Annotated in this window: 20 protein-coding genes and 7 pseudogenes; 11 read left to right on the forward strand and 16 right to left on the reverse strand. The window is 57.4% G+C overall.

Going from position 1 to position 24,131, the window contains the following annotated elements; all coding sequences use genetic code 11:
• Positions 1-39: 39 nt before the first annotated feature.
• A pseudogene (locus tag AACG97_RS15390) lies at positions 40-1,517 on the reverse strand (acetolactate synthase large subunit); the annotation flags it as partial.
• 307 nt (positions 1,518-1,824) lie between these two features.
• Here AACG97_RS15390 and AACG97_RS15395 point away from each other — a divergent pair.
• Positions 1,825-2,148 (forward strand): hypothetical protein, encoded by a 324-nt coding sequence (locus tag AACG97_RS15395; RefSeq protein ID WP_197884922.1) that lies wholly within the window; start codon positions 1,825-1,827, stop codon positions 2,146-2,148.
• Positions 2,149-2,208: 60 nt separating this feature from the next.
• Here AACG97_RS15395 and AACG97_RS15400 read toward each other — a convergent pair whose 3' ends face one another.
• Positions 2,209-2,787, reverse strand: a complete 579-nt coding sequence (locus AACG97_RS15400) for a hypothetical protein (RefSeq protein ID WP_197884921.1) — start codon at positions 2,785-2,787, stop codon at positions 2,209-2,211.
• Between the two features lie 186 nt (positions 2,788-2,973).
• On the reverse strand, positions 2,974-3,177 hold the full coding sequence (locus tag AACG97_RS15405; protein WP_152606245.1) for a hypothetical protein: 204 nt from the start codon (positions 3,175-3,177) through the stop codon (positions 2,974-2,976).
• Between the two features lie 188 nt (positions 3,178-3,365).
• Here AACG97_RS15405 and AACG97_RS15410 point away from each other — a divergent pair, with 188 nt between their 5' ends.
• Entirely contained in the window at positions 3,366-4,016 is a 651-nt protein-coding gene (locus AACG97_RS15410) for a transposase (RefSeq protein ID WP_225786270.1), read from the forward strand.
• A gap of 100 nt (positions 4,017-4,116) precedes the next feature.
• On the opposite strand, the gene AACG97_RS15415 is transcribed toward AACG97_RS15410, so the two are convergent.
• From AACG97_RS15415 to AACG97_RS15425, 3 genes and pseudogenes are all read right to left on the reverse strand, one after another.
• Entirely contained in the window at positions 4,117-4,440 is a 324-nt protein-coding gene (locus tag AACG97_RS15415) for a 4-methylmuconolactone methylisomerase (RefSeq protein ID WP_047595532.1), read from the reverse strand.
• A 12-nt stretch (positions 4,441-4,452) separates the two neighbouring features.
• Positions 4,453-5,261, reverse strand: a pseudogene (locus AACG97_RS15420) (MFS transporter).
• A 114-nt stretch (positions 5,262-5,375) separates the two neighbouring features.
• On the reverse strand, positions 5,376-5,642 hold the full coding sequence (locus AACG97_RS15425; protein WP_197886647.1) for a hypothetical protein: 267 nt from the start codon (positions 5,640-5,642) through the stop codon (positions 5,376-5,378).
• A 217-nt stretch (positions 5,643-5,859) separates the two neighbouring features.
• Between AACG97_RS15425 and AACG97_RS15430 the strand changes: the two genes are divergently transcribed.
• Genes AACG97_RS15430 through AACG97_RS15440 form a run of 3 tightly spaced genes read left to right on the forward strand, consistent with a single transcriptional unit; the run spans position 5,860 to position 8,689 of the window.
• The gene (locus AACG97_RS15430; RefSeq protein ID WP_225786223.1) at positions 5,860-6,687 is read left to right on the forward strand and encodes an FAS1-like dehydratase domain-containing protein; all 828 of its coding nucleotides are present in this window, start codon (positions 5,860-5,862) and stop codon (positions 6,685-6,687) included.
• 31 nt (positions 6,688-6,718) lie between these two features.
• Complete coding sequence (locus tag AACG97_RS15435) at positions 6,719-7,882, forward strand: acyl-CoA dehydrogenase family protein (RefSeq protein ID WP_225786271.1); 1,164 nt, start codon at positions 6,719-6,721, stop codon at positions 7,880-7,882.
• A gap of 9 nt (positions 7,883-7,891) precedes the next feature.
• The gene (locus tag AACG97_RS15440) at positions 7,892-8,689 is read left to right on the forward strand and encodes an HpcH/HpaI aldolase/citrate lyase family protein (RefSeq protein ID WP_197886648.1); all 798 of its coding nucleotides are present in this window, start codon (positions 7,892-7,894) and stop codon (positions 8,687-8,689) included.
• On the opposite strand, the gene AACG97_RS15445 is transcribed toward AACG97_RS15440, so the two are convergent.
• The gene (locus AACG97_RS15445; RefSeq protein ID WP_197886649.1) at positions 8,632-9,339 is read right to left on the reverse strand and encodes an FAD-dependent monooxygenase; all 708 of its coding nucleotides are present in this window, start codon (positions 9,337-9,339) and stop codon (positions 8,632-8,634) included. The genes AACG97_RS15440 and AACG97_RS15445 overlap by 58 nt on opposite strands.
• A 105-nt stretch (positions 9,340-9,444) precedes the next feature.
• On the opposite strand from AACG97_RS15445, the gene AACG97_RS15450 reads away from it, so the two are divergent.
• On the forward strand, positions 9,445-10,017 hold the full coding sequence (locus AACG97_RS15450; RefSeq protein WP_232109585.1) for a LysR family transcriptional regulator: 573 nt from the start codon (positions 9,445-9,447) through the stop codon (positions 10,015-10,017).
• Positions 9,968-10,234 (forward strand): LysR substrate-binding domain-containing protein, encoded by a 267-nt coding sequence (locus AACG97_RS28070; protein WP_356631110.1) that lies wholly within the window; start codon positions 9,968-9,970, stop codon positions 10,232-10,234. The genes AACG97_RS15450 and AACG97_RS28070 overlap by 50 nt, the downstream gene beginning before the upstream one ends.
• Here the strand turns inward: AACG97_RS28070 and AACG97_RS15455 are convergent.
• From AACG97_RS15455 to fdnG, 5 genes and pseudogenes are all read right to left on the reverse strand, one after another.
• Positions 10,209-11,075, reverse strand: a pseudogene (locus tag AACG97_RS15455) (IS5 family transposase); the annotation flags it as partial. The gene AACG97_RS28070 and the pseudogene AACG97_RS15455 sit on opposite strands and share 26 nt — an antisense overlap.
• Before the next feature lie 227 nt (positions 11,076-11,302).
• Positions 11,303-12,211 (reverse strand): formate dehydrogenase accessory protein FdhE, encoded by a 909-nt coding sequence (gene fdhE / locus AACG97_RS15460; protein WP_197886621.1) that lies wholly within the window; start codon positions 12,209-12,211, stop codon positions 11,303-11,305.
• On the reverse strand, positions 12,208-12,840 hold the full coding sequence (locus tag AACG97_RS15465; RefSeq protein WP_197886620.1) for a formate dehydrogenase subunit gamma: 633 nt from the start codon (positions 12,838-12,840) through the stop codon (positions 12,208-12,210). The genes fdhE and AACG97_RS15465 overlap by 4 nt, the downstream gene beginning before the upstream one ends.
• On the reverse strand, positions 12,840-13,721 hold the full coding sequence (gene fdxH / locus AACG97_RS15470; RefSeq protein WP_197886619.1) for a formate dehydrogenase subunit beta: 882 nt from the start codon (positions 13,719-13,721) through the stop codon (positions 12,840-12,842). Before fdxH ends, AACG97_RS15465 begins: the two co-directional genes overlap by 1 nt.
• 13 nt (positions 13,722-13,734) lie before the next feature.
• The gene (fdnG, locus tag AACG97_RS15475) at positions 13,735-16,785 is read right to left on the reverse strand and encodes a formate dehydrogenase-N subunit alpha (RefSeq protein WP_197886618.1); all 3,051 of its coding nucleotides are present in this window, start codon (positions 16,783-16,785) and stop codon (positions 13,735-13,737) included.
• A 509-nt stretch (positions 16,786-17,294) separates the two neighbouring features.
• Here fdnG and AACG97_RS15480 point away from each other — a divergent pair.
• Positions 17,295-18,399: pseudogene (locus AACG97_RS15480) on the forward strand (IS5 family transposase).
• A 131-nt stretch (positions 18,400-18,530) separates the two neighbouring features.
• On the opposite strand, the gene AACG97_RS15485 reads toward AACG97_RS15480, so the two are convergent.
• Entirely contained in the window at positions 18,531-19,544 is a 1,014-nt protein-coding gene (locus tag AACG97_RS15485; protein ID WP_174215759.1) for a GlxA family transcriptional regulator, read from the reverse strand.
• A gap of 63 nt (positions 19,545-19,607) precedes the next feature.
• Between AACG97_RS15485 and AACG97_RS15490 the strand changes: the two genes are divergently transcribed.
• The gene (locus tag AACG97_RS15490) at positions 19,608-19,910 is read left to right on the forward strand and encodes a putative quinol monooxygenase (RefSeq protein ID WP_007182542.1); all 303 of its coding nucleotides are present in this window, start codon (positions 19,608-19,610) and stop codon (positions 19,908-19,910) included.
• 776 nt (positions 19,911-20,686) lie between these two features.
• Positions 20,687-21,097: pseudogene (locus AACG97_RS15495) on the forward strand (integrase arm-type DNA-binding domain-containing protein); the annotation flags it as partial.
• Between the two features lie 154 nt (positions 21,098-21,251).
• Here AACG97_RS15495 and AACG97_RS15500 read toward each other — a convergent pair.
• Positions 21,252-21,440: pseudogene (locus AACG97_RS15500) on the reverse strand (ATP-binding protein); the annotation flags it as partial.
• On the opposite strand from AACG97_RS15500, the pseudogene AACG97_RS15505 reads away from it, so the two are divergent.
• A pseudogene (locus AACG97_RS15505) lies at positions 21,439-22,536 on the forward strand (acetolactate synthase large subunit); the annotation flags it as partial. The pseudogenes AACG97_RS15500 and AACG97_RS15505 sit on opposite strands and share 2 nt — an antisense overlap.
• A 24-nt stretch (positions 22,537-22,560) precedes the next feature.
• On the opposite strand, the gene AACG97_RS15510 reads toward AACG97_RS15505, so the two are convergent.
• Both AACG97_RS15510 and srpS read right to left on the reverse strand, forming a co-directional pair.
• Complete coding sequence (locus AACG97_RS15510; protein ID WP_197886421.1) at positions 22,561-23,208, reverse strand: TetR family transcriptional regulator; 648 nt, start codon at positions 23,206-23,208, stop codon at positions 22,561-22,563.
• A gap of 5 nt (positions 23,209-23,213) precedes the next feature.
• The gene (srpS, locus tag AACG97_RS15515; protein ID WP_197886420.1) at positions 23,214-23,993 is read right to left on the reverse strand and encodes a solvent efflux transporter transcriptional repressor SrpS; all 780 of its coding nucleotides are present in this window, start codon (positions 23,991-23,993) and stop codon (positions 23,214-23,216) included.
• Positions 23,994-24,131: the final 138 nt, after the last annotated feature.

Raw genomic sequence — 24,131 nt, forward strand, 5'->3', positions numbered from 1 at the left:
TGATGAGGGCCTGGAGTCAAAGGTGGCTCTCAATTCTGCTCACACAGCCAATGACTTGGCCCGCAGTTCGTCATTTAGGATCCGGTCGTTCTCGCTGTAGTCGACCGAGCAGTCGATCACATGCACGCCCGGATTCGAAATGCAATGGTCGAGCAATGGCAGCAAGGCATCGGCGCTCTCCACCCGATAGCCGTTGGCACCATAAGCTTCGGCGTATTTGACGAAGTCCGGGTTGCCGTAGTCCAGGCCAAAATCGATGAAGCCCATGTTGGCCTGCTTCCAGCGGATCATGCCGTAGCCGTCGTCACGCAGGATCACCACGGTGATGTGCATGCCCAGGCGCACAGCCGTTTCCAGCTCCTGGCTGTTCATCATGAAGCCGCCGTCGCCGCACACCGAGATCACCGGACGGTCCGGGTGCACCAGGTGCGCCGCCATCGCCGATGGCCGGCGCCCATGGTCGCCAGGGCGTTGTCGAGCAGCACGGTGTTCGGCTTGTGCGCCTTGTAGTTACGGGCAAACCAGATCTTGTAGATGCCGTTGTCCAGGGCGACGATGCCTTCGGACGGCAGCGCGCGACGGATGTCTGCGACCAGGCGCTGCGGGTAGACCGGAAAGCGGTTGTCATCGGCGCCTTCGGCGATCTGTGCTTCGTTGGCTTCACGGATGGTCATGAGGCGGGTGAAGTCCCAGTGCGCAGTGTCGTTCAGCGCTTCGCAGATCTGCCACACGGCGTTGGCGATGTCGCCGATCACTTCGACCTGTGGGAAGTACACGGCATCGACTTCGGCGGAACGGAAGCTGATGTGGATGACTTCGGTGCCGCCACGGACCATGAAGAGCGGCGGTTTCTCGATCACGTCGTGGCCGATGTTGATGATCAGGTCGGCGGTTTCGATGGCGCGGTGGAGGAAGTCACCGGACGACAGCGCGGCGTTACCCAGGAAGCGCGGGTGGCGCTCCTCGACTACGCCTTTACCCATCTGGGTGGTGATGAACGGGATGCCGGTCTTGTCGATCAGCTGCTTGAGGACCTTGGCGGTCATCTTGCGGTTGGCGCCGGCGCCGATCACCAGGATCGGGCTGCGGGCCTTCTGCAGTTTTTCTACAGCGGCTTCGATGGCCACGTGCTCGGCCAGCGGGCGACGGTGCAGGCTGCGCGGGATCGGCAGGGCGTCGGTCTGCTCGGCGGCGATGTCTTCCGGCAGTTCCAGGTGCACGGCGCCCGGCTTCTCTTCTTCAGCCAGGCGGAATGCTTCGCGCATGCGGGCCGGGATGTTGTCGGCCGAGGCAAACTGGTGGGTGTACTTGGTGATGGGGTCCATCATGCCGCACACGTCGATGATCTGGAAGCGGCCCTGCTTGGACTTCTTGATCGGCTTCTGGCCGGTGATCATCATCATCGGCATACCGCCCAGATAGGCGTCCGCACTGGCGGTCACCAGGCTGGTCGCGCCAGGGCCCAGGGTCGACAGGCTGACGCCGGTCTTGCCGGTCAGGCGGCCATAGGTACAAGACTTTTATGCTTTTCGAGTCGGAGAGATTTACCAACTAAAACGTGAGGCTCTGGTCAGAGGCAATCACATTCGAATGCGCAATCCAAAATGATACGCGCTTTGCGCCGTGTTGGTTTGAATACCCATGGCGCATCCCAGAGCAAAATTTTAAGTGCATATGTGAACAGCCTTTGCCAAGATGTTCCCTCACGGGCTATTATCCCTGATATAGTTAAATTCCAACTTTTGTCTCACCAAGCTTTTCGTGCGATGGCAAATAAATTGACAGCCTTGTAGGTTGTGTATATGCTTGGGAGAAGAGGAGTGCGTGGCAGTGGATAAAGCAAAGGATTATGAAGGCGCAGTCATTCAGATCAATAATTCAATTCGTGAATTAGAAAAGATAATTCTATCCGACCGAATCGAAGGGGTAAAAGTCTTAGAGTTTTTCCTTTCTTTCAATCCTGCAATATTTAATCAAGACGATTTGAGCATTAAAATGGATGCATGGCGACTTCTTGATGGGCATTGCAAAGTTCATGCACGCCTGATTGTTGAACAAAGCATATCCTTTGATATACCCATCTGGAAAACCTATCGGGAGAAAATCCAAAAGGTGATTGACCTTAGAAGAGAAATTTTCTCGGTCTAAGCAAAATTATTGGATTAGGAGGGAGAAGGATTCGCCAAGATGCTCCCCTTACGGGGTTGTTTAACTAAAGGCAAAAGCATCATCCTCTCCGGTGTAGAACATCCCTCGGGCCATTTCTGGTGGGATTTCTATTTGCTGTTCAGTTCGTAGCAGGGACTGCTGAAAATCAGCCAGTAGTTTAGGCGTAACCAAAACCTTACCTATTGTTATATTCGACATCCTATGATTATCCCAATGCCATTCTACCAATTTATTCAGCGAAAACTCATGCTTTTTGAAACTGAGAGTAAATTCTTTATTTTTACCACCGAACAACATACGCTGAAGAGTATTTAGGTTTTTACTAAACTGACGACCATGAACAAATTTATCAAATACTACGGCAAGGACAGGAAGATCATCAACATGATAGTAAAAGAGGCATGCACTTACACGGTCTAATTTGAGATCACCAAAATAGTGCTGATTGGTTATACCACTATAAGGGAGACTTTTACGCTCCCATTCACCAGCGCAACACTCCCAAAAACTATCATTTTCAATACCATAAATATCAAAGTCTTGCTTTATAGTCAGCCTGGCCTGTACTTCGCTTTTTAGTCCCTTGTTAAGGGTGAGATTGTAGATTTTAAATGTCATGTAATGCCTCATATTGTTGTTTTTATATCGTAAAACTTAAAGTTAAAAAATCAAGAGCAAGACAATGATTTAATGGTCTTTCGGTGCTGGGAATTGCAAGAGCAAAACCATGTCTAAAAGGCAGATTCAAATAGTACTTACAACCCCCTCACCGCAGTATCCCCTTAGATAACAGGACGAAGTAGTTCACCCTACTTGTAACCCCCAAGTTTTCTGCCTTTGTAACTTCTTACGCTTGTAATAAGTCGTTTTGCCTATTCCTAACTTTTCCCATGGCTTAGTTCGGGCATCACTATTCTTCTGTTCACTCGCTCCACGCTGCCTGCGCTCCCTTATTTTCCTTTCTTTTCCTCGGCGTGCTCTTTCCACTGGATCAATGATAGTAATCATGTATTGTTGTTCCTCCGGCGTGATATTGAAAACACGTATCAGCGTTGAATTACGGGGAGTGTAGAGTGGCTTATAGCTTTCCCCATTGAACTCGACCTTCTCACCTCTGCAATGCTGACAGACCTTCTCAAACACATTCTGAAGCCCGCAGCCTGATCGAACGGCTGTATGGAACTGACGCCCTGACGATATCGCCGGGCGTCAGCCCAAAGACCCGCCTACTCGCGCTTACAGTATGGCCGCTATGTAATTACCGACCACATACCACCTGTCGTCCGCTCGAAATACGAGCGCGGTTGTTGCGCAAGATGATCAAGGGAAAAATGGTAAGCGTACTGACTTCGATGGTCGACCCGCTGCGCTTTCCGGGTGAGGAGATCGTCGACCTTTACAGTCTACGCTGGGAAATCGAGCTGGGCTATCGGGCGATCAAGCAGAGACTGCTGGGCGGCGAATATACCCTGAGAAGCAAGACGTCAGAGATGATCGCTCAAGAGCTATGGGGTGTGCTGCTGGGCTACAACCTTTTGCGCTACTATATGGTACTGATGTCCAGGCAGTGTCCCGGTGTGTACCCCTGCGAAATGAGTTTCACTGCCTGCAGTTGGGCCATCTTGGGGTTGCTGCATGGCACGTCACTGAACCATCCCGGCAACTTGCCAGGATTTCTGAGAGATTTGCAGGCATCAGCCGCTCAATATGTTTTACCCCATCGGCGACCTGATCGATGGTTCGCACGCGCAGTCGTTGGACATGCTGTCGAATCGACACATAGACGGCACCTTGTGCGAATTGAGACTCGCACGGGTCCCCATGTTCATTGGGGAATCTGCCAGTGATTTACGTTAAATCAATAACCAGGAGTTCACTCGTAGATGAAAGCCCCTCCAGAATGAATGGAAGGGTGGCCTGATCGGCGATAACCGCTTTGAGCAGCTTTCAAACAAGTGTTTCAGTGACGAAGGGCTTGAGCTGGCCAATGAACGTTTTGCCATGTTCGAACCAGGCTTTGCGCACTGCCGACTCGATATATCGTTGGTAGTCCTCCGGGCTTTGGAACCAGCATTCGCCAATCGCGTGAACCGGCCCTACATCCAGGTATGGCACATGGGTATCGGCAGGGTTTTCAGCCACCAACCTAACCTCATATTTATACAGGCCAGGGATACCCTCACTCATCTGATAGTGACGCAAACATTCCTGGCGGAACATTTCGTGAGTCATCGCTTCAGGCTTTACCAACAAGTAGACAATTCGGATCATCGCGAACATTCCTTATACATGCGTCTGAGGAGAAGAAGGTTGAAGTGCGGGCGTAGCGTCAACTTCGCTGTCATCCAGATCGTCAAGGTGAATACCTTTGTTGTCGGGCAATAGCATCAACGCAATCACGGCAATGGCATAGGCGACCAAACAGAAGCCACCCACGGTCTGCGCCAACCCCAGCTTTGCCGCCAACAGACCTACACCCGTGACGGCCATTGCCCCAATGGACTTGCCAACGTTATAGGAGAACCCCATGCACGTTGCTCGAACCTGTGTCGGGAACTGTTCGCTGAGGAAAGGACCAAGCGCTGCGAACATGCCAATCGCCAAGCTAATATGGTCGTGACAACTAACACCACCATTGCCCACCCTAGGGCGAACCCTGACTGCACAAAGCCCAACGCCCTACCACGGTTCTTCGGGTTGATGACCGCTGCCATCAGCGAAACGCCGACTGCCCACTCGCCGCCAAAGCCGAGGCCCTGCAATGTTCGAGCAATCAGCAATTGCTCGAAGTTTTGCGCAAACCCTGCGACGACGCCGAAGAATGTGAACCAGCAAACGGTGAACACCAGGATACGCACTCGACCATAACGGTCGCTGAGAATCCCTGCCAACCAGCCGCCAAGTGCAGCCGAAAGTAGCGCTGAAGTGCCTATAATACCGGCTTCGCCCGTGGTCAGCCCCCAGATGCCGATCAAGGTCGGCAGCAGGAAGCTAAACATCTGCATGTCGTACGAGTCCAACGCCCAGCCCGCGTAGCAGGCCCAGAACGTCTTTTTTTCCCGCGGGGAACTGTTTTTGTACCAAGCGAGCATGGGATGCTCCTCTAGAGGTGTGCGTTATTGTTATGGGTACTGTGGTGGCATGAGCATGTTGCAGTTCGCGGGGCTGGCCCATTCGAGTTTGCGAAAGGACGCCTTTCATTCTGCCTAAGCTGCCCGCGCACTAATCAAGCGGATCATGCTGTGGAGGATTTCAACGCGCTGATCGAACGTACGCGTACAGCCCGCCAGCCAGTTGTTCGCCTGGTTGAGCAACGTCACGATACTTTTTGCACACTCCTGATCTGCGGCAGCCAAGCCCAGCGTGCGAGCGATCAACTGCTCGTAGCGCAGGCGTTGCGCGTCCGCTTGCTTAAGCCAGGGATCACTAAGCTGATAGCGCTCGCGCTCTACCAGCAGGAAATGTTCGGGCATGTGCGCCTGCAGGCGCACATCCTCCTTCACATCCGGCGACGCAGCATGCTGCGGGGACCCAACGAGGGCAATTTTGCAATTTGGAAGGCCGTGTTTTACGCCAACGGCACTAGCACGGCCTTAGGCAAATCTTTAGGCCGCCTTGCGAAATGGAAAATTCCCCACCATCTGCCCTCCCCTCATCATGCTGGAGACTACCGTGAAGAGAAGGCACACCATGGAAGCATTCAACCCCGACGATTGGGTGGGGCGCACGCAGTCGCGCTCTGATCAGTTCCATATCGCGCATGTTCGTAAAATAGCTGCGACCTTTGACCTTCCCGCCCCCGAGGAAGGCCAAGAACTACCCTGGCTGTGGCATTGGTGCTTTTTCGATGATTGCGCCGCTCAGCAGTCGTTGGGGCCCGATGGGCATCCACGGCTGGGCGATTTCATGCCGCCGGCACACGGTCGCAACCGTATGTGGGCCGGTAGCCGGATGAGCTTTATCCAGCCACTGCTGGTGGGAGCCCAGGCACAACGGCGTACCACCCTCAAGCACATCGAGGAAAAACACGGCCGCACGGGCTCATTGCTGTTCGTCACCCTGAGCCATGAAGTTTGGCAAGACCAACAACTGTGCGTGCGTGAAGAGCAAGACATCGTCTACCGCGAACCCATTCCACCCAAAGCAAGCGCGGAGCAAGTAGCGCCCGAGGTAGACTGGCACGAAACCGTAACGCCAGACCCGTTGTTGCTGTTTCGCTACTCAGCCCTGACCTTCAATGCTCACCGTATCCACTATGACTGGCCCTATGTGACCAAGGCCGAGGGCTACCCGGGACTGGTGGTGCATGGCCCACTGACAGCAACGTTGAACTTGGCCGCTTTTATCCGGGCCAACCCTTTGGCGCACGTGCGGACCTTCTCATTCCGCGCGGCACGGCCATTGATTGCCCCAGCAGCCTTTCACCTGAGTGGACGACATGAGCGCCATGGCTACGCCGAGCTGTGGGCCAGCGATCACAACGGTATCAATCAATACGCCAACGTCGAATTCGACTAAACCCAATCCGCCGAAGAGCAGCATCATGCACATGACTCCTAGCAAACATGAAGAATTCAATGCTATCCGTGAAGGCGTACGCGCCTTGTGCAGCGAATTCCCCGCCGAATACTGGCGAAAAATTGATGAAGAGAAGGGCTTCCCCGAAGCCTTCGTCAAAGCCATGACCGATGCCGGCTGGCTGTCAGCGATGATCCCCGAAGAATACGGCGGTTCGGGACTGGGCCTGGCCGAAGCGTCACTGATACTCGAAGAGGTAAACGCCTGTGGCGGTAATTCAGGCACCGTGCACGGGCAGATGTACAACATGTTCACCCTACTACGTAATGGCAGCGAGGAGCAGAAGCGCTATTACCTGCCAAAGCTCGCCAGCGGCGAGCTGCGCCTGCAGTCGATGGGGGTGACCGAGCCCACCACCGGCACCGACACCACCAAGATCAAAACCACTGCCGTACGCAAGGGCGACAAGTACCTGATCAACGGCCAGAAGGTGTGGATCTCGCGGGTGCAGCACTCCGACCTGATGATCTTGCTGGCCCGTACCACGCCATTGGCCGAGGTGAAGAAGAAGTCCGAGGGCATGTCGATTTTCCTGGTCGACCTGCGTGAAGCCATTGGCAACGGCCTGACCGTGCAGCCGATCGCCAACCTGGTCAACCACGAGACCAACGAGCTGTTCTTCGACAACCTGGAGATCCCGGCCAACAGCCTGATCGGTGAGGAAGGCAAAGGCTTCCGCTACATCCTCGATGGGCTCAACGCCGAGCGCACGCTGATCGCCGCCGAGTGCATCGGCGATGGCCGCTGGTTCGTCGAAAAAGCCAGCCAGTATGCCCGCGACCGCGTGGTGTTCGGCCGCCCGATTGGGCAGAACCAGGGTGTGCAGTTCCCCATCGCCGAAGCGCATATCGAGATTGAGGCCGCCGACCTGATGCGGTGGCGCGCCTGCGAAGAATACGACAGCGGTCGTAACGCCGGCGCCGCCGCCAACATGGCCAAATATCTGGCGGCCAAAGCCAGCTGGGAGGCCGCCAACGCCTGCCTGCAAACTCACGGTGGCTTCGGTTTCGCCAACGAATATGACGTGGAGCGTAAGTTCCGCGAAACCCGCCTGTACCAAGTGGCGCCAATCTCTACCAACCTGATCCTGTCCTACGTGGCCGAGCACCTGCTCGAATTGCCACGCAGTTTCTGAGGAGTCGCTATGCAAGATGCCCCACTGCGCTCCGCACTGTTTGTGCCCGGCGACCGTCCAGAACGCTTCACTAAAGCCCTGGCGTCTGGCGCTGATGCGGTGATCATCGATCTTGAAGATGCCGTTCAGGAATCCGAGAAAGCCAATGCAAGGCGACACCTGCAACTGTTTTTGGCCACACATCCTGACGTTCGGGTATGGGTACGAGTGAACTGCGCTGGGCACTTACAGCATGCCGCTGATTTGGAGTTGTGTGCCAACGAGCAAGGCATTTCGGGCATTCTGCTGCCCAAAGCAGAACACCCTGAGCAAATCGCAAGGGTCGCCAAAACTGGCAAGGCTGTAATGCCAATCATCGAAAATGCGCAAGGGCTGGCAACATTGCCCGCCCTTGCCAGGGCCCATGGTGTTCATCGCCTGACTTATGGGGGACTGGATTTCAGTCTTGAACTTGGTTTGCTCAGCGGCAGTCCAGCTGCTGAGCGAATGCTCGACCAGGTGCGCTTTGCCTTGTTGCTACAAAGCCATCTTGCAGGGTTGCCTGCGCCTCTGGAAACGGTCTTTGCCAAACTCGGCGCAGATCAAGCGCTCTCTTCCTTTATCAGCGATGCACAGGCCATGGGTTTTGCTGGGATGCTGTGCATACACCCGGCCCAGGTTGCCGTAGTACATCAGATGCTGCAACCTACCTCCCAGCAACTTGAGTGGGCCAGGCGAGTACTGGACGGTGCCGAAGGTGCAGGGGCTTATCAGGTCGATGGGCAAATGGTTGGCCGGGTGTCATTACCTTCGCCTGGCACCAGGTAACCGAGGATGTGTGAGTGCCGGTTGTTGGCGAAGCCGAAATCGCCGAGCAGTATCTTGCGAGCCAATTCAGGCACCTCAGCCTCCGGTACCAGCTCGCGCCAAGCGACGTAGCCGGCATTGCTTGGCACCTCGGCGGGCCAGATCAGCCGGCGGACGGTCGAGCTGCCTCCATCGGCGCCTACCAGGAGATCAGTCTCGGCCTCATGACCGTTGTCGAAGCGTGCGATCACGCGGCCCGGCGCGGGCTGCTCGATGGCACTCAGAGCATTGCCCTGATGGTAATGCTCATCGCCAAAGGCCTTGCGCAGCGCCGAGTAGATCAGCGACCAAGAGGTTTGCATTTGTGGTGCGTGGTGTTTGCTCTGCAGGGAACCGTCGGGTCGCAGTACCAGACGATTTTCAGAGCGTACGCCCAGATCCAGACTGCTGACATCAAGCCCGCTCTGGCGAAATGCCTCGACTACCTGCGGCTGCAACACAATGCCTCTGCCACGGCTGTCCAGGTCACGCGGTGATCGTTCATAGATGTCCACCGACCAGCCGGCTTGACGCAGCAGGTTACCGGCGAACAAGCCGCCTAACGAGCCACCGATGATGATGGCGCGGCGAGGCTTGGCGGTAGTGATAGCAGTAGATTGCTTAGCAGACATGATGTTGTCCTCCAGTTGCGACCACTGTAATTAATCGCAACTGGAGTGATAATAAGGTAAAAACAGCAAGCAGCTATGCACAAAACGTAAAGAGGTTTGGATGGCATGGATACATTCGCAGCACTCAAAGCTTTCGTCACGACAGTGGATTTCGGTGGGTTTGCGCCGACCGGACGCCAACTAGACATGGCGACATCATCGGTAATCCGCCAGGTTGACAACCTCGAGCAACATCTCTCGACGCGTTTGTTGCATCGCACCACACGCAAGGTCTCCATGACCGCCGCAGGCGAAACCTACTACGAGCATGCCGTGCGCCTGCTGACAGATCTGGAGAATGCCAACTTGGAGGTTGCTGAAGCCGGAGGCCCGCCCAGGGGGTTGTTGAGGGTGAGCCTGCCAGTCGCTTTCGGACAGTTGCATGTAGCGCCGGCATTGCACCGTTTTGCTGAACAGTACCCCGCTATCAGTCTCGATCTGCTGCTGACCGATGAGGTGGTCGACCTGGCCAGTTCACGAGTGGACCTTGCGATACGTCTAGGTAGCGTCAATGCCACCGAGGTGATCGCCCAGAAAGTGGCACCTCACCGTCGTGTGCTGTGCGCAAGCCCCGGCTACCTGGCGCGGCATGCGCCGACCGCAGGCGCCGGCCGATCTGACGCATCACAGTTGCCTTAAATTCGCCTACAACATAGGCCAGCAAGTCTGGCAATTCAATGGCCGCAGCGAAGAGCGCGTGAGCGTTAGCGGGCCACTGCGTGCCAACAGCTCCCAAGTATTGCGGGAGGCGGCAGTGAACAGTATGTGGGTCATCCTGATGCCAAGCTGGTTGGTGGGCGAAGATCTGCGCGCCGGACGCTTGCAGGCGTTTTCACATAACCGAACTGGCGCTTGATCACTCGAAAGGGATGCTCGACTTTCGCCCGTGTCTGCGCTTTGACCTTCTCGATCTGACGTTTGGCTTTGTAGAGAACACTGCGTTTGCTCAAGTGCTTGTAGGTGCTGCGTCGCGCAGCGATCTGCCAGATCACTGGCCGACCGTCGTGCTCAGGCCGTTTCTCTTCGCCGGTGTAGCCCGCATCGGCACAGACAACGTTTTCGTCACCGTGCAACAGATAAGCGACCTCCGTCACGTCAGCTACGTTGGCGGCGGTGCCGTGGACGTGATGCACCAGACCCGACTCAGCATCGGCGCCGATATGCGCTTTCATGCCGAAGAAGTATTGGTTGCCTTTCTTCGTCTGGTGCATTTCCGGATCGCGCTTGCCTTCTTTGTTCTTGGTCGAGCTGGGCGCGTGGACGATGGTGGCGTCGACAATCGTGCCCTGGCGCAACGACAGGCCTTTGTCTTGCAGGTAGTTGTTGATGGTTTCCAGAATCCCAGCCGCGAGCTGATGCTTCTACAGCAGGTGCCGGAAATTCATGATCGTCGTGTCTTCGGGGATCGGCGCGTTGAGCGTCAGTCGAGCAAACTGGCGCATCGACGTGATTTCGTACAGCGCTTCTTCCATGGCTGGATCGCTCAGCGAAAACCAGTTTTGCAGCAGGTGGATACGCAGCATGGTTTCCAGTGGGTACGGCTTGCGGCCACCGCCAGCCTTTGGGTAATGCAGCTCGATCAATGCCAGCAAACCGCTCCACGGTATCACCTGTTCCATCTCGGCCAGGAAACGCTCACGGCGGGTTTGCTTGCGCTTACTGGCGTACTCGAAATCGGAAAAGCTCATCTGACTCATGGGATGGAGGGTTTGGAGAGGGCAGTTGGACGGAGGGCTATTTCAGCACAGGTCAGACGGCCTGTGCTGACTTGATCGGAGAATCGCTAGTGCCAACGTAATGCTTCACGCAATGCTACAAAAAGCCAATAATGATGGCTAACGGGGCCTTTCGCAGGTGGCGTTTTTGCAAACGTTACCTACCAATACCCCGCGTTGCCGCTCAAGTCACTAAAGCACCCGATTTTTCACCCTGGGAACAGAAAGGGGTTAACGCTGCTTCGTGAAAACCCTTGCGCTTCGAGCTCAGCATCCAGCACCAATGAAGCGATGTCATCGGCCACCGGTTCCAGTGCCAGGTCGTGCTCGGGGTAGAACACCTTGAGGTAACTCCCACAGTCCCCGCAACTCTCGGCCTTGCTCGGGCTGTCCTGCTGGTCCAGCGACCAGTAATCGAGCTTACCGGTGCCTTCACAGTTACTGCACTTGACCCGCACCATATGCCAGCGGCTTTCGCACAAGCCGCAGTGCAAGTAGCGTAGACCGGCGCGCTTGCCCGTCAGGATAACGCTAGCCACTGGCGCGCTGGTGCACACCGGACAATACTGACGCTGTTCACCTACCAAGGCCTGAGCAGTAGCTGGAAGGACCTCGGCCAGCTGGCTGAAATACAGCGTCAGCGCTGCCCAGAACAACACTGCCTGGCCACTGTCGACCTGTTCGTAACGGCCTTCGAGCAAATGCTCCGCGCAGGATTCACGTTGCGCGGCGCTCATGCCGGTGATGGTGTCCAGGGCCATGGCCACCGAGGCGCTCGCCTCTGACCGTAGCTGCTCGATCAGTTGCACAAGCGCCACCTGCCAATACGCCGAGCGCGGCAGTCGCCTCACGTCCAGCGGAGCGCCATGGCCCAGCAGATCCGCCAATGTATGCACTTCATCAGCCGTCACCGGTAGACTGGCCAGGACCACTTGCTGGGCCTCGGCCACACGGGCGGCGAACATCAGATACGCGGCCTGCTCGTGCCCCTCGGCCAACTGGCGCAAGCGCACCGCCCGCTCCGCGAAGTAATTGCTCAAGACAGGCAACAACAAGGGGCTGATATCTCCTACTCCACCAGTAGCTTGCTCCACCGGCTTGAGCTTGATGCTGCTCATGATTTGTCACCCTTGGAGATCTCTTGGTACCAACGGTCATGGTGGGACTTGGCCCAGCGTCGCGATACATAACCGGTGACCATGCCGCGAATCGAACCCTTGACCCAGAAGGCCAGGTAAGCGTGCCCGATGATCAGCAGGATCAGCGATACACCGGCCACGGCATGGGTGAACAACGCGATGCGAATCAGCGGAATCTCAAAGTAATGCGCGAACCAGGGCCGCCAGATCACCACGCCGCTGAGCATCAGCAGGCTGATCAGGCCCATGATTCCCCAGAACAGGATCTTCTGCCCAGCATTGTACTTGCCGATCTGCAGCGGCCGGCTGTGATCGCCCGCCAGCACCGACTTGACGTTGCGAAACCAGATGACGTCCTGGCGCTCGGGCAGGTTGTACCTGACGAAACGCACGAACAGGAACATCAGCACCACGAACACCACCACGCCCAGAAACGGGTGCAGGATGCGCGCCAGCTGCGGCGTGCCGAAGACGCCGTTGAGCCAGTTCAGCGACGGGAAGAACCACGATAGCCCTGACAGGGCCACCATGAAGAAGCAGATGACCATGAACCAGTGGCTGGCACGGTCGATCAAGCGGGTACGCAGAATCAGTGTGTCCTTGTTCATCACGCCTGCTCCTTCTGGTCTTCTTCGACTTCGTTGGGACCTACGCCGATGTAGTGGAAGACAGTACCGGCCAGCGTGGCAAAGAACGCCACAGCTGCCACCGGCTTGAGCCAGCCCTTCCAGCCGGTGATTGCTCGACTGATGCGTGGGTCTGGGTTGAGCTTGTGGTACAACTGCGGCTTGTCGGCGTGCTGCAACACATAGAACACGTGAGTGCCGCCCACCGCCTGCGGGTCGTAGATGCCCGCACCGGCATAGCCACGACCGTGCAACTCGGTGACGCGCTCCTCCGCTTGCACCAGCATGTCGGCCTTGCTACCGAAGTTGATCGCCCCGGTCGGGCAGGTCTTTACGCAAGCTGGCTCCTGACCTACCGTCACCCGGTCAACGCACAGCGTGCACTTGTAGGCCTTGTTGTCCTTCTTGCTGATACGCGGAACATCGAATGGGCAGCCGGCGACGCAGTAACCACAGCCGATGCAATGCTCGGACTGGAAGTCGACGATGCCGTTGGCGTACTGGATGATCGCGCCGGGTTGCGGGCAGGCTTTCAGGCAGCCTGGGTCGGCGCAGTGCATGCAGCCGTCCTTGCGAATCAACCACTCCAGTTTGCCGGCCTCGTTCTCATGCTCATCGAAGCGCATCAGCGTCCAGGTGTCGGCGGTGAGGTCGGCGGGGTTATCGTACACACCGACGTTATGACCCACTTCGTCACGCAGGTCATTCCATTCATTACACGCCACTTGGCAAGCCTTGCAGCCGATGCAGATACTCACATCAATCAACTTTGCCACTTCGGCCTGGTGATCGCGTGCACGTGGCGCGGGCGTGAAGGCGTGAGTGGCAGAACGGCGGATGATGTCTTGGGATTGTAGGGACATGTCTGTTGCTCCGTCAGGCTTTTTCCACGTTTACCAGGAACGCCTTGTATTCCGGGGTATTGGAGTTGGATTCGCCTACACCCGGGGTCAGGGTATTGGCCAGGAAGCCCTTGCGGGTCGTGCCCTCATAGCCCCAATGGCACGGGATGCCGACAGTGTCGACCGGCTGGCCGTCGATCTGCAGGCGGCGGATGCGCTTGGTGACCACAGCTTTGGCCTTGATGTAACCGCGCTTGGTGCTGACGCGAACCAGGTCACCCTGGACGATGCCTTTGTCCTTGGCCAGTGCCTCGCCGATCTCGACGAACTGCTCGGGCTGGATGATCGCGTTAAGCCTGGAGTGTTTGGTCCAGTGGCGGAACAACTCGGTGATCGAGTAGGTTGTGGCCACGTAGGGGAATTCCTCACGGTTACCCATGCGCACCCGATCGCTGTCGTACAGGCGCGCGGTGGGGCTCTTGCTAACATTGGGGTGCAGCGGATTGTGAGCAATCGGGCTTTCGGTCGGTTCGTAATGCTCGGGGAACGGGCCGTCGTTCATGCCCCCCACCGAGAACAGCCGGCCGACACCTTCGGGCAGCATGATGAACGGGTTGGTTGCAGTGCCTGGCGCGACATTGACCGGGAAGTCCGGCACGTCGATGCCGCTCCAGCGGCTACCGTCCCATCCGATGACCTTGCGCTTGGCGTCCCAGGGCTTGCCCTGCGGGTCGGCCGAGGCACGGTTGTAAAGGATCCGCCGGTTCTGCGGCCAGGCCCAGGCCCAGCCCGGAGTGCAGCCCAAGCCGCTGTCGGCATTGTCGCGGCGGGCCATCTGGTTTCCGGCCTCGGTCCAGGAGCCGGCGAACACCCAGTTGAAGCAGGCGGTCTTGCCGTCGTCGCGTAGCTGGCCGAAGCTGTCCAGCAACTGGCCTTTGCGCAGGATCAGATTGCCCTGGTCATCGTGCAGGTCGGCCAGGGCGTAACCGTTGGACTCTCTAGCCACTTCCTCGGGTTCAGGGTCGTAGGGGTTCTTGTAATCCCAAGCCATGTTCAGCACCTGCTCGGGGCACGCACCGCCCTCGGTGCGGTAGAGTTCACGCAGTTTCATGAACAGATGGCCGAGGATCTTGCCGTCATGCCACGCCTCGCCAGGTGGCGCGGCGCCAGCCCAATGCCATTGCAGCCAACGGCCAGAGTTGACGATCGAGCCGTTTTCCTCGGCAAAACAGCTCGAAGGCAGGCGGAACACTTCCGTTTGAATCCGCGCCGGATCGACGTCATTGGACTCGCCGTGGTTCTGCCAGAAGCTCGAGGTCTCGGTGGCCAACGGATCGATGATCACCAGGAACTTGAGTTTGGCCAGGGCCTCGGCAGCCTTGTTCTTGTCGGGGAACGCAGCGATGGGGTTGAAGCCCTGGGCGATGTAGCCGTTGACCTTGCCTTCGTACATTCGGTTTGAGAAGTTCAGCACGTCGTAGCTGTCGTCCCACTTGGGCAACCAGTCGAAGCCCCAATCGTTTTCACGGGTGGCCTTGTCGCCATACAAGCTCTTCATCAGGCTGATGAAAAACTTGGGGGTGTGCTGGTAGTAGTTGACCTGATCAGGCAACTGGGCGCTGGGCGTGCTCTGCTTGAGGTAAGTGTCCAGGCTGGCCTGGTTGTCAGACGGCAGGTTCATGTAGCCCGGCAGCCGCTGGGAGAGCAGGCCCAGGTCGGTATAGCCTTGGATGTTGGAGTGACCGCGCAGCGCGTTGACGCCGCCGCCAGCCATACCGATGTTGCCCAGCAGCAACTGGATCATCCCTGAGCCGCGGATCATCTGCGCGCCGGTGGTGTGGTGGGTCCAGCCCAAGGCATACAGGAAGGTCGCGGTCTTGTCCGGCGTGCTGGTGCTGGCCATGATCTCGCAGATTTCCAGGAAGTCCTCCATGGGCGTACCGCAGATCTGGCTGACCACTTCCGGCGTGTAGCGGCTGACGTGTTGTTTGAGCAGATGGTACACGCAGCGCAGGTGGCTCAGGCTCATGTCGCGGCGGGCGTGGCCGTGCTCGTCGAGCTCGTAAGCCCAGGAGCTGCGGTCATAGCGCTTGCTCTTGGCGTCGTAGCCGCTGAACAGACCATCATCGAAGCTGTAGTCGCTGCGCACGATCAACGAGGCGTTAGTGTAGGCACGCACGTATTCGTGCTGGATGCGGTCGTGGGTCAGCAGGTAGTTGACCATGCCCATAAGGAAGGTGATGTCGGAGCCTGCGCGCACGGGGGCGTATATATCGGCCACCGAGGCGCTGCGGTTGAAGCGTGGGTCGACCACAATAACCTTTGCGCCATTGCGGATCTTGGCCTCGATCACCCACTTGAAGCCCACCGGGTGCGCCTCGGCCGGATTACCACCCATGATCAGTACCACGTTGGCGTTCTTGATATCGACCCAGTTGTTGGTCATCGCACCGCGGCCGAAAGTCGGGGCCAGGGCCGAAACGGTCGGCGCGTGGCACACCCGAGCCTGGCTGTCGGTACCGAGAATGCCCAAGGCACGGGTGAAGCGCTGGTCGAGTGCGCCCGTCTCGCTGCTGGCGGCGGAGGAGCAAAGCATGCCGGTGGAAAGCCAGCGGTTCACCGTGACACCCTGAGCGTTCTTGGCAATGAAGTTGGCGTCGCGGTCGTCCTTCATCAAGCGGGCAATACGGTCGATGGCATAGTCCCAGCTGACCCGCTGCCACTGGTCTGAGCCCGCGGCGCGGTATTCAGGGAATTGCAGGCGCTGTTCACTGTGAATGTAATCAACCAGGCCGGCACCCTTGGGGCACAACGAACCGCGGCTAACCGGATGGTCCGGGTCGCCTTCGATGTGAAAGATTCGCGCCTTGGCATTTTTCGCTCCGTCGCCCAGGCTGTACATCAGAATACCGCAACCCACCGAGCAATAGGTGCAGTTGTTGCGGGTTTCCTTGGCGCGCAGCAGTTTGTACTGGCGCGATTGGCTGGCGTTAGCCACGGCGGGGCCAAATCCTAGTGCGACCGTGGTGCTGGCCACAGCACCGGCGGTGCAAAGTTTGAAAAACTGTCTTCTGCCAAGCGCCATAGCGCCCTCCTTAAGCGAGTCCGACTTTCTGTAACTAAATTTCCGCCGTGGCGCTCGCTCATGAACCACCAAAAATTGAGCCAGTGTTGCAATCACCAACAACGGGCGTGCGCACTTCCGAGATGTCGACAAGTGCTGAAACCCATTCCCCGGCACACGAAGCAAACGGATATTAATGTTCACAATATTTACGCACCAATCAAACGATCTTATGGATTGATAGAGCCTATTTATCCCCTCATCTGATACGCCATAATTAAAGCAAGCTGCTCTGATTCATCTATCCCACTGAAGCGCTTCAGGCAACGCCACGGTGGCTTTTGCTCATTATCTGCACACTAATGTATGCACGCTTTGGCTCAGGGAACCGCCTGCCCTTACATGAATACATATCCATAGGTCAAATAACGGAGTGCCTGTAGCGCCATGCACAATGCTCGTACTAGCGTTAGGAGGGTGTAGACAAAATAAAGTAAGCTGCTTGTCCCTTGCCTACACAGCATTGCACCATGCCTAAAACCGGACGCCCGCCCGTAATCGCTGCGGAGCATTACCCTCTGCTGACCAGACTCGCTCATGCGCAACCCTATTCCAGCCAAGCCGAACTGGCGCAAGCATTCCGTGCTGAAACGGGTATCACCGCTCATCCCGACACCTTTGCCAAAGCACTCAAGCTGGCCAGGATCGTTCGTGTAAAGGAACGAGCCAAAGGTAGCTTCCAGCCACCCGAGCCTCGTAAGTCTTATGGTTACACCGAGGCCCATCGGCGTCAGTTGCCGGAACAGCGCTACCCCAGTTGTCTGACGGACGCAGAATGGACGCTGGTCGCTGATTTGTTTGAAGTCTCGGGAGGCCGTGGCGTGCCGCCTCGTCACTCCCGACGGACGCTTTTGGAAGCGTGCTGCTATGTCGTGCGCATGGGATGCTCATGGCGAATGCTGCCTCATGAGTTTCCGCATTGGGACAACGTCTATAAAACCTTTCGACGGTGGAGTGCTCAGGGCAAATTCGAGCAAATGCACGACCGGCTTCGTGCCCAGTGGCGAGAGCGGATGGATCGTGATGAAAAGCCGTCAGCCGCTGTTCTCGATTCCCAGTCAACTCGTGGCTCTCCCCAAGGCGGAGAAAGTGGGTACGACGCCGGCAAAAAGGTCAAAGGGCGCAAGCGAAGTCTGGTCGTTGATACCCTGGGCCTGCTCTTGGCAGTGAGTATCAGTGCAGCCAGCGTGCAGGATCGAGACGCGGCGGACGACGCGGTGACATCCTCGATGGGCAAATACCCATCCGTGCATACTCTGTTCGTTGACAGTGCCTACGCCGGAAAGTGGGCTCAGCGGACGCAAGACATTCATGCTGTCCAGGTTCAGGTCATAAGAGGATCGAATAATCGCCGTACCGGTAAATGGCATTCAGAACAAGGCGACCTGTTTGCGGCAACGCCAGCACCGAGTGGTTTTGTGGTTATGCCCAGGCGCTGGGTAGTGGAACGAACTCACGCCTGGAATGAACGAGCCAGGCGGCTGATCATGCATCACGATCGTTTGCTCGATGTAAGTGCGGCATGGGGTATGGTTGGCTGAAGCTCGCATGCTGGCCCGTCGGCTTACTACTTGATTTTGTCTACACCCTCCTAGCAAACCAGTTCAAATAACGTGGCCCAGTAGTTTTATCAGGTCCAAATGCGCCGTTTGGCCTGCGTCAGTTTCCCGGTGGTCTCCAGCAGTACATACACCAAACGCCTCTGGTCATCCACCGCGTCGCAACTCCCTGACACCCCGGCCCAGCTTGCGGCGCAACAGGGCCCGCAGGGTCACCCCATCCGAGTACCCGACCTGTGCGGCGACTTGGTCGACGCTCGCGTTTCCGGTGCGCAAGAGATGGACGGCATGCTCCACACGGAGGTCCTGGAAATACGACAGCGGTGTCTTGCCCAAAACGCTTTGCAGCCGCCGCGCCAAGGTGCGCTCGCTTGTGCCCGCGGCGCTGGCCGCCTCGGCCAGCGAGAACCCCTGCGCGAGCCGACGTCTGGCCCAGCATTCGAAGCGCTCCACCATCGGATCGGCATGCGCAAGGTGGTCGGGAATCACGAACTCGGCTTGCGAACTGCGTGCCTCGACCAGCAGATAGCGTGCTACTAGGGCCGCCAGCGCCGGACTGCGCCCCCGGATGATGCGCAAGGCCAAGTCGACGTGGGCCAAAGCGGCACCCGCGGTAGTGAAGTGTGTCGAGTTCACGATCATGCGTGACTCGTCCAGCGTGACGTTCGGATAGCGCTGCCGAAACATCGGCCCCAGCCACCATGACGTCGTCGCACGATGCCCATCAAGCAGGCCACTCTCTGCAAGCAAGAAACTACCGGAGCAGGCGGCACCAAGGTGCGCGCCAGCGGTGGACCACTGCTGTAGCACGGCGACCGCATCGGGCACGTCGGGGCGTGTGAGCCGAGCCGAGAGCGTGTCAGGCATCTTTTCACCAAACGCGGGCACGAGCACGACGTCTGGTTCCGGCACACCACGCGCAGTGACCACGGGGACCGTCAAGCCTTGCGCAGTTCGGATGCGACGCCGCACGCCCACCAGCGTGATCTCGATGGGCGCGGGAGCCTGTGGCAGCGAGCCCGACATCGCGTTGGCCAAGCCCACTGTGTCGGTGAGCGCCGCAAGCCCCAGATCAAACACGCCATCACAAACAAGGATGTGGAGTTTCATGGCAACAATGATATCAATGTTGTCATTATTGTCTATAGAGATGGCTGTCATGAAGACGTAAACTGCAGGCTCGTCGATCCATTCATCTAACCCAGTTACCCAAAGGATTATAGTATGACCAAGCTCGCCCTGTTTGTTCGCCTCGAAGCCAAACCCGGCCAGGAGGCTGCGCTTGCCGACTTCCTGGCCAGCGCACTGCCTCTCGCCAACGCCGAGTCCGGCACCACTGCCTGGTTCGCATTGAAGTTTGGCCCTTCGACGTTCGGTGTGTTCGATGCCTTTGCCGATGAGGCAGGTCGCCAAGCACATCTGAACGGCCAGATCGCCGCGGCCTTGATGGCCAACGCCGCGACCTTGCTCAGTTCTCCGCCCAATATCGAGAAGGTCGAACTGCTTGCAGCGAAACTGCCTGCATGACAACCCGGCCTTGATCCAATCAGGTCACGCTGCAGGATGAGGGGCACACGGCCCTACGCAGCGATCCCCCCCTCGATTGCACTTGCCCAGGGAGCTACTTTCCACAGCGATTGGGGGGGCAATATTGCAGCCAGAACTTCCAAGCTGCGTCAGCAAGCAGGGGCAACATCAGGGCTAGCTGAGATGTTCCGATTCGTCGGGTAGTTATCGAGAAGTACCGACTGTTTGCAACGTGTCGGTACCGAGAGCCGACTGGGCGAGCCAGATTTCCGGCCCATTGGAAGTCCGCAGTCCGCAAGCGCGGATCGATCGAGCGATTTTTTGAAAATCAACGACCTAGCATCGTGCCGTGCGGGCTAGTGAGGGTTTCTGGGGGGGCGTACGTAACGATTCGAACTCCTGCAGGGGCTCGGAGGGGTAGAACCCTGCGCCAAACCTATGTAACTCAGCGCCTTACGACCGCTGCAAACTCCTGCGGAAAGGTGCGGAATCCGACCCTTGATGCCCGCAATCCTACCAGTTCTGCTCTGGTCGGATCACCAACCGAGCGCATCAGACAGGACGCCAGTTCTATTCCCGTTTGCTCCACCAAATAACCATCTAAAGACGTCCATGGACGTCTTTTTTTGTGCCTGAAACCCAGTAAATACGGGGCTTTCAGCGCTATCAGGGTCCGATAGCGTCCAACAGGATCTATGAGATTCAGTATTCCAAGTGGTATTCCAAGCCATCTACTGGTAGTTTTTGGAATACCGAAACCGCTCTTGGAATACCGCATGTGCGCTCAAGCCACCCGCCTCTCGGACCTCAAAGTCAAAGCCGCCAACCCTCAAGAGAAGGACTATGTCCTAAGCGATGGTGACGGCCTTCAAATGCGAGTGAGAAGTAATGGCTCTAAGCTCTGGAACTTCAACTACCGGCATCCGGTGACAAAGAACCGGATCAATATGGGCCTCGAGACCTTCCCCGAAGTTTCATTGGCGCAAGCCCGCAAGCGCACCGTTGAGGCACGCGAGCTCCTCGCTCACGGCATCGACCCCAAAGAAAAACGGGATGCAGTGCAGCAAGCGAAGAAGGCAGCGAAGGAGCACACTTTCCAGAACGTGGCGACGGCCTGGTATGAGCTGAAAAAGGATTCAGTGACACAGGCCTACGCTGAGGACATCTGGCGTTCCCTCACGCTGCACTGTCGGCGCTGATTGAAAATTGACCCACCCTGCCGATTGAAAAATGACCCAGGGCTGCTTGCCGATTTAGACCCCGGCAATTGTGGATAAACCTAGCAGTCGTCAGCGTCGTAAAAGTGCTGACCCTGCACTCAGCAAGGCCAGCCCAAAGAGGTCAAAACGGATCGTCCTCCGATTCCTCGACATCCTGCCGTCTACGCTCCCTCGCCTGGATCTTGGTCTTGGCCCCTAGGGTGCTGTTTTGCAGGCGGTACGATTCATTCCCTGTCTCGACGATGTGGCAGTGGTGTGTCAATCGGTCGAGCAAGGCCGTAGTCATCTTGGCGTCGCCAAATACGCTCGAGCATGTGGCCATCGAAGCCGCCATCGAAAAACTGCGCACCGCACGCAGTCCGAACCTGGTGATCGGTGCCGGCGCCAACCGCAAGATGACCGCCAAGGTCCTCAATCAGCTGATCGACGAGACCGGCATCCCGTTTGTCACCACCCAGCTGGGCAAGGGTGTGGTCGACGAGCGCAGCCCGCGCTTCCTGGGCAACGCCGCGCTGTCGTCGGGTGACTTCGTCCACCGCGCGATCGAAGCGGCCGACCTGATCATCAACATCGGCCACGACGTGATCGAGAAGCCGCCGTTCTTCATGGTCCGTGGCGGCACCGAAGTCATTCACATCAGCTTCCGCTCCGCCGAAGTCGATGCCGTGTACTTCCCGCAGGTCGAAGTGATCGGCGACATCGCCAACGCCGTCTGGCAGATCGCCGAAGGCCTGGGCGATACCTCGCACTGGGACTTCACCCGCCTGATGGCCATCCGTGAAGCCAACGAAGCGCAGATCGCCGAAAGCGCCGACGACAACCGCTTCGCGGTCTACCCGCAGCGCCTGGTCGCCGACATCCGTCGCGTGCTGCCGTCCGAAGGCATCGTGACCCTGGACAACGGCATCTACAAGATCTGGTTCGCCCGTAACTACAAGGCGCACAAGCCCAACACCGCGCTGCTCGACAACGCCCTGGCGACCATGGGCGCCGGCCTGCCGTCGGCCATGGCCGCGCACCTGGTGTACCCGGATCGCCCGGTAATTTCCGTGTGCGGCGACGGCGGCTTCATGATGAACAGTCAGGAACTTGAGACCGCGGTGCGCCTAAACATGCACATCACCGTGGTGATCCTGCGTGACGACGGCTACGGCATGATCCGCTGGAAGCAGGCCAACATGGGCTTCACCGATTTCGGCCTAGACTATGGCAACCCGGACTTCGTCAAATACGCCGAGGCCTACGGTGCCAATGGCTACCGTGTGGAAAGCGCGGATGCCTTGCTGCCGCTGCTGGATCACTGCATTGCTAATCCTGGCGTCCACATCATCGACTGCCCGGTCGACTACAGCGAGAACGACCGCATCCTCAACAGCGAGCTGCGCGAGCGGGCGCTGGCGATCTAATTGGTCGCAGCAATGGCGCTACGGCTAGCGACACTCTGTTGTGGTTAGGCTTGAACCTTGAACCTCCTCGCACTGCAAGTGGCGAGGAGGCTCCTTGAGTAACGCCAGGAATGATCTCAATGCGATTTGGATGACTTGAGGCGGTTGGTCATGGCTTCGTAGCCCCTCATAGAGGAGCCCTGTGATCAACCCCTTGAAGACGGCGATCGAGGTGTGAAGGTCTAGAGTTGACGGCAGTTCACCCTGAGCAATCGCACGCCGAAGCACTTGATGAATGTACTGCAGGAATCGGTTCCTTGCTTGCACAAGTCGGCCATGGATCAGACCTGACTCGTCCACTGCCTGATAAATCAAAATCTCCGAGAACTGCTTCGATTGGGGGCTATGAACAGCTTCAAGCGTGGCTGTAACAACTGCCTCCCACGAGAGTTCGATCCCCTCCTCCCCAGAGAACTCCAGTTCAAGTGGATGCTGCCGAGATGACAGCACTGCTTGAAGCACCTCTTGCTTCCCGTTGAAATGCCAGTAGACGGCGCCACGAGTGACGCCTGCCATCCGAGCTATTTGGTCTAGCGTAGCGTCTGGAACTCCTTGAGCAGCGAACACCTCAACAGCCGCATCAATGATGCGCTGTCGGGTTTCCTCCGCCTCGGCTGACGTCTTCCTGGCCATGTTATCTAGGGCGTCTTTTTTGACGCGCGACCGATAGCGCGCTCAATGTTTTGCTTGCTCAAAAGCAGAGCTTTTTTGATCGTTTCGGGCTGCTTGCTCGCCCGAGAACTCGGCATCACGACTGCGAGAGAATAGTAGCCAAGGTAGGTATCCAAGAGCGTTGCGAATGAGCAAACACCGTCAATATGCTCATCCAGATCGCTTGCCACGCCGCTCGCCCTGACTTCACTCAGCTGTTTGATAAGCGCCTGCCGTCCTAGCGTTTTTGGTGTGGACACTGGAAGTTGATCACCGAGCGCTGTTGCCAGTGATTCCTCTGGCAACGCTGCCAACAGAACTTTACCTGCGGCGGTCGCAGTTGCGGGCACATTAATGCCAATCGGGAAAACCACCCGCAGCTCTCGCTCTGACACGATGCGATCCAGCACATAGATTTTATCGCCGGCTAGAGAAGCCAAGCAGACCGACTCATCAAGCTCTTCAGCCAGTGAGCGCAAGTACGGTTTCACCAAAGAAAGAATGTCTGATTGGGCCTGATTTATAAGCTGGCCAAGGGCAGGGCCAAGCCGGAAGCCTCCGCCAGGACCCAGAGCCTCAACCAGGAACTCTTCCTCCAGAGCGTTGATGATTCTCTGGACGGTCGATCGCGGTAGCCCGACCACTTGCGCAATAGCCGCCAAGCTCAATCCGTGCGGGTGACTGCCAAGCGCTCGCATGATCGAGGCTGCTCTGGCAATGACTTGAATGCCTCCTGCCTTGCCAACAATTTCATCTGATTGATTCATATCTCTCCTCTGCGCGCACAGCTGCGACCTTCTCTATGGCCGCCACTTTAGAGCTCCCAGCCTCGGCTAGCCAGCCACACATCTGAAACGCCTACATCGGTAAACCTCGACCAACGGTCTTCTATGCTCGCTTGCATC

Source organism: Pseudomonas sp. Nvir, from assembly GCF_963778085.1.
GTDB classification, from domain to species: Bacteria; Pseudomonadota; Gammaproteobacteria; order Pseudomonadales; family Pseudomonadaceae; genus Aquipseudomonas; species Aquipseudomonas juntendi.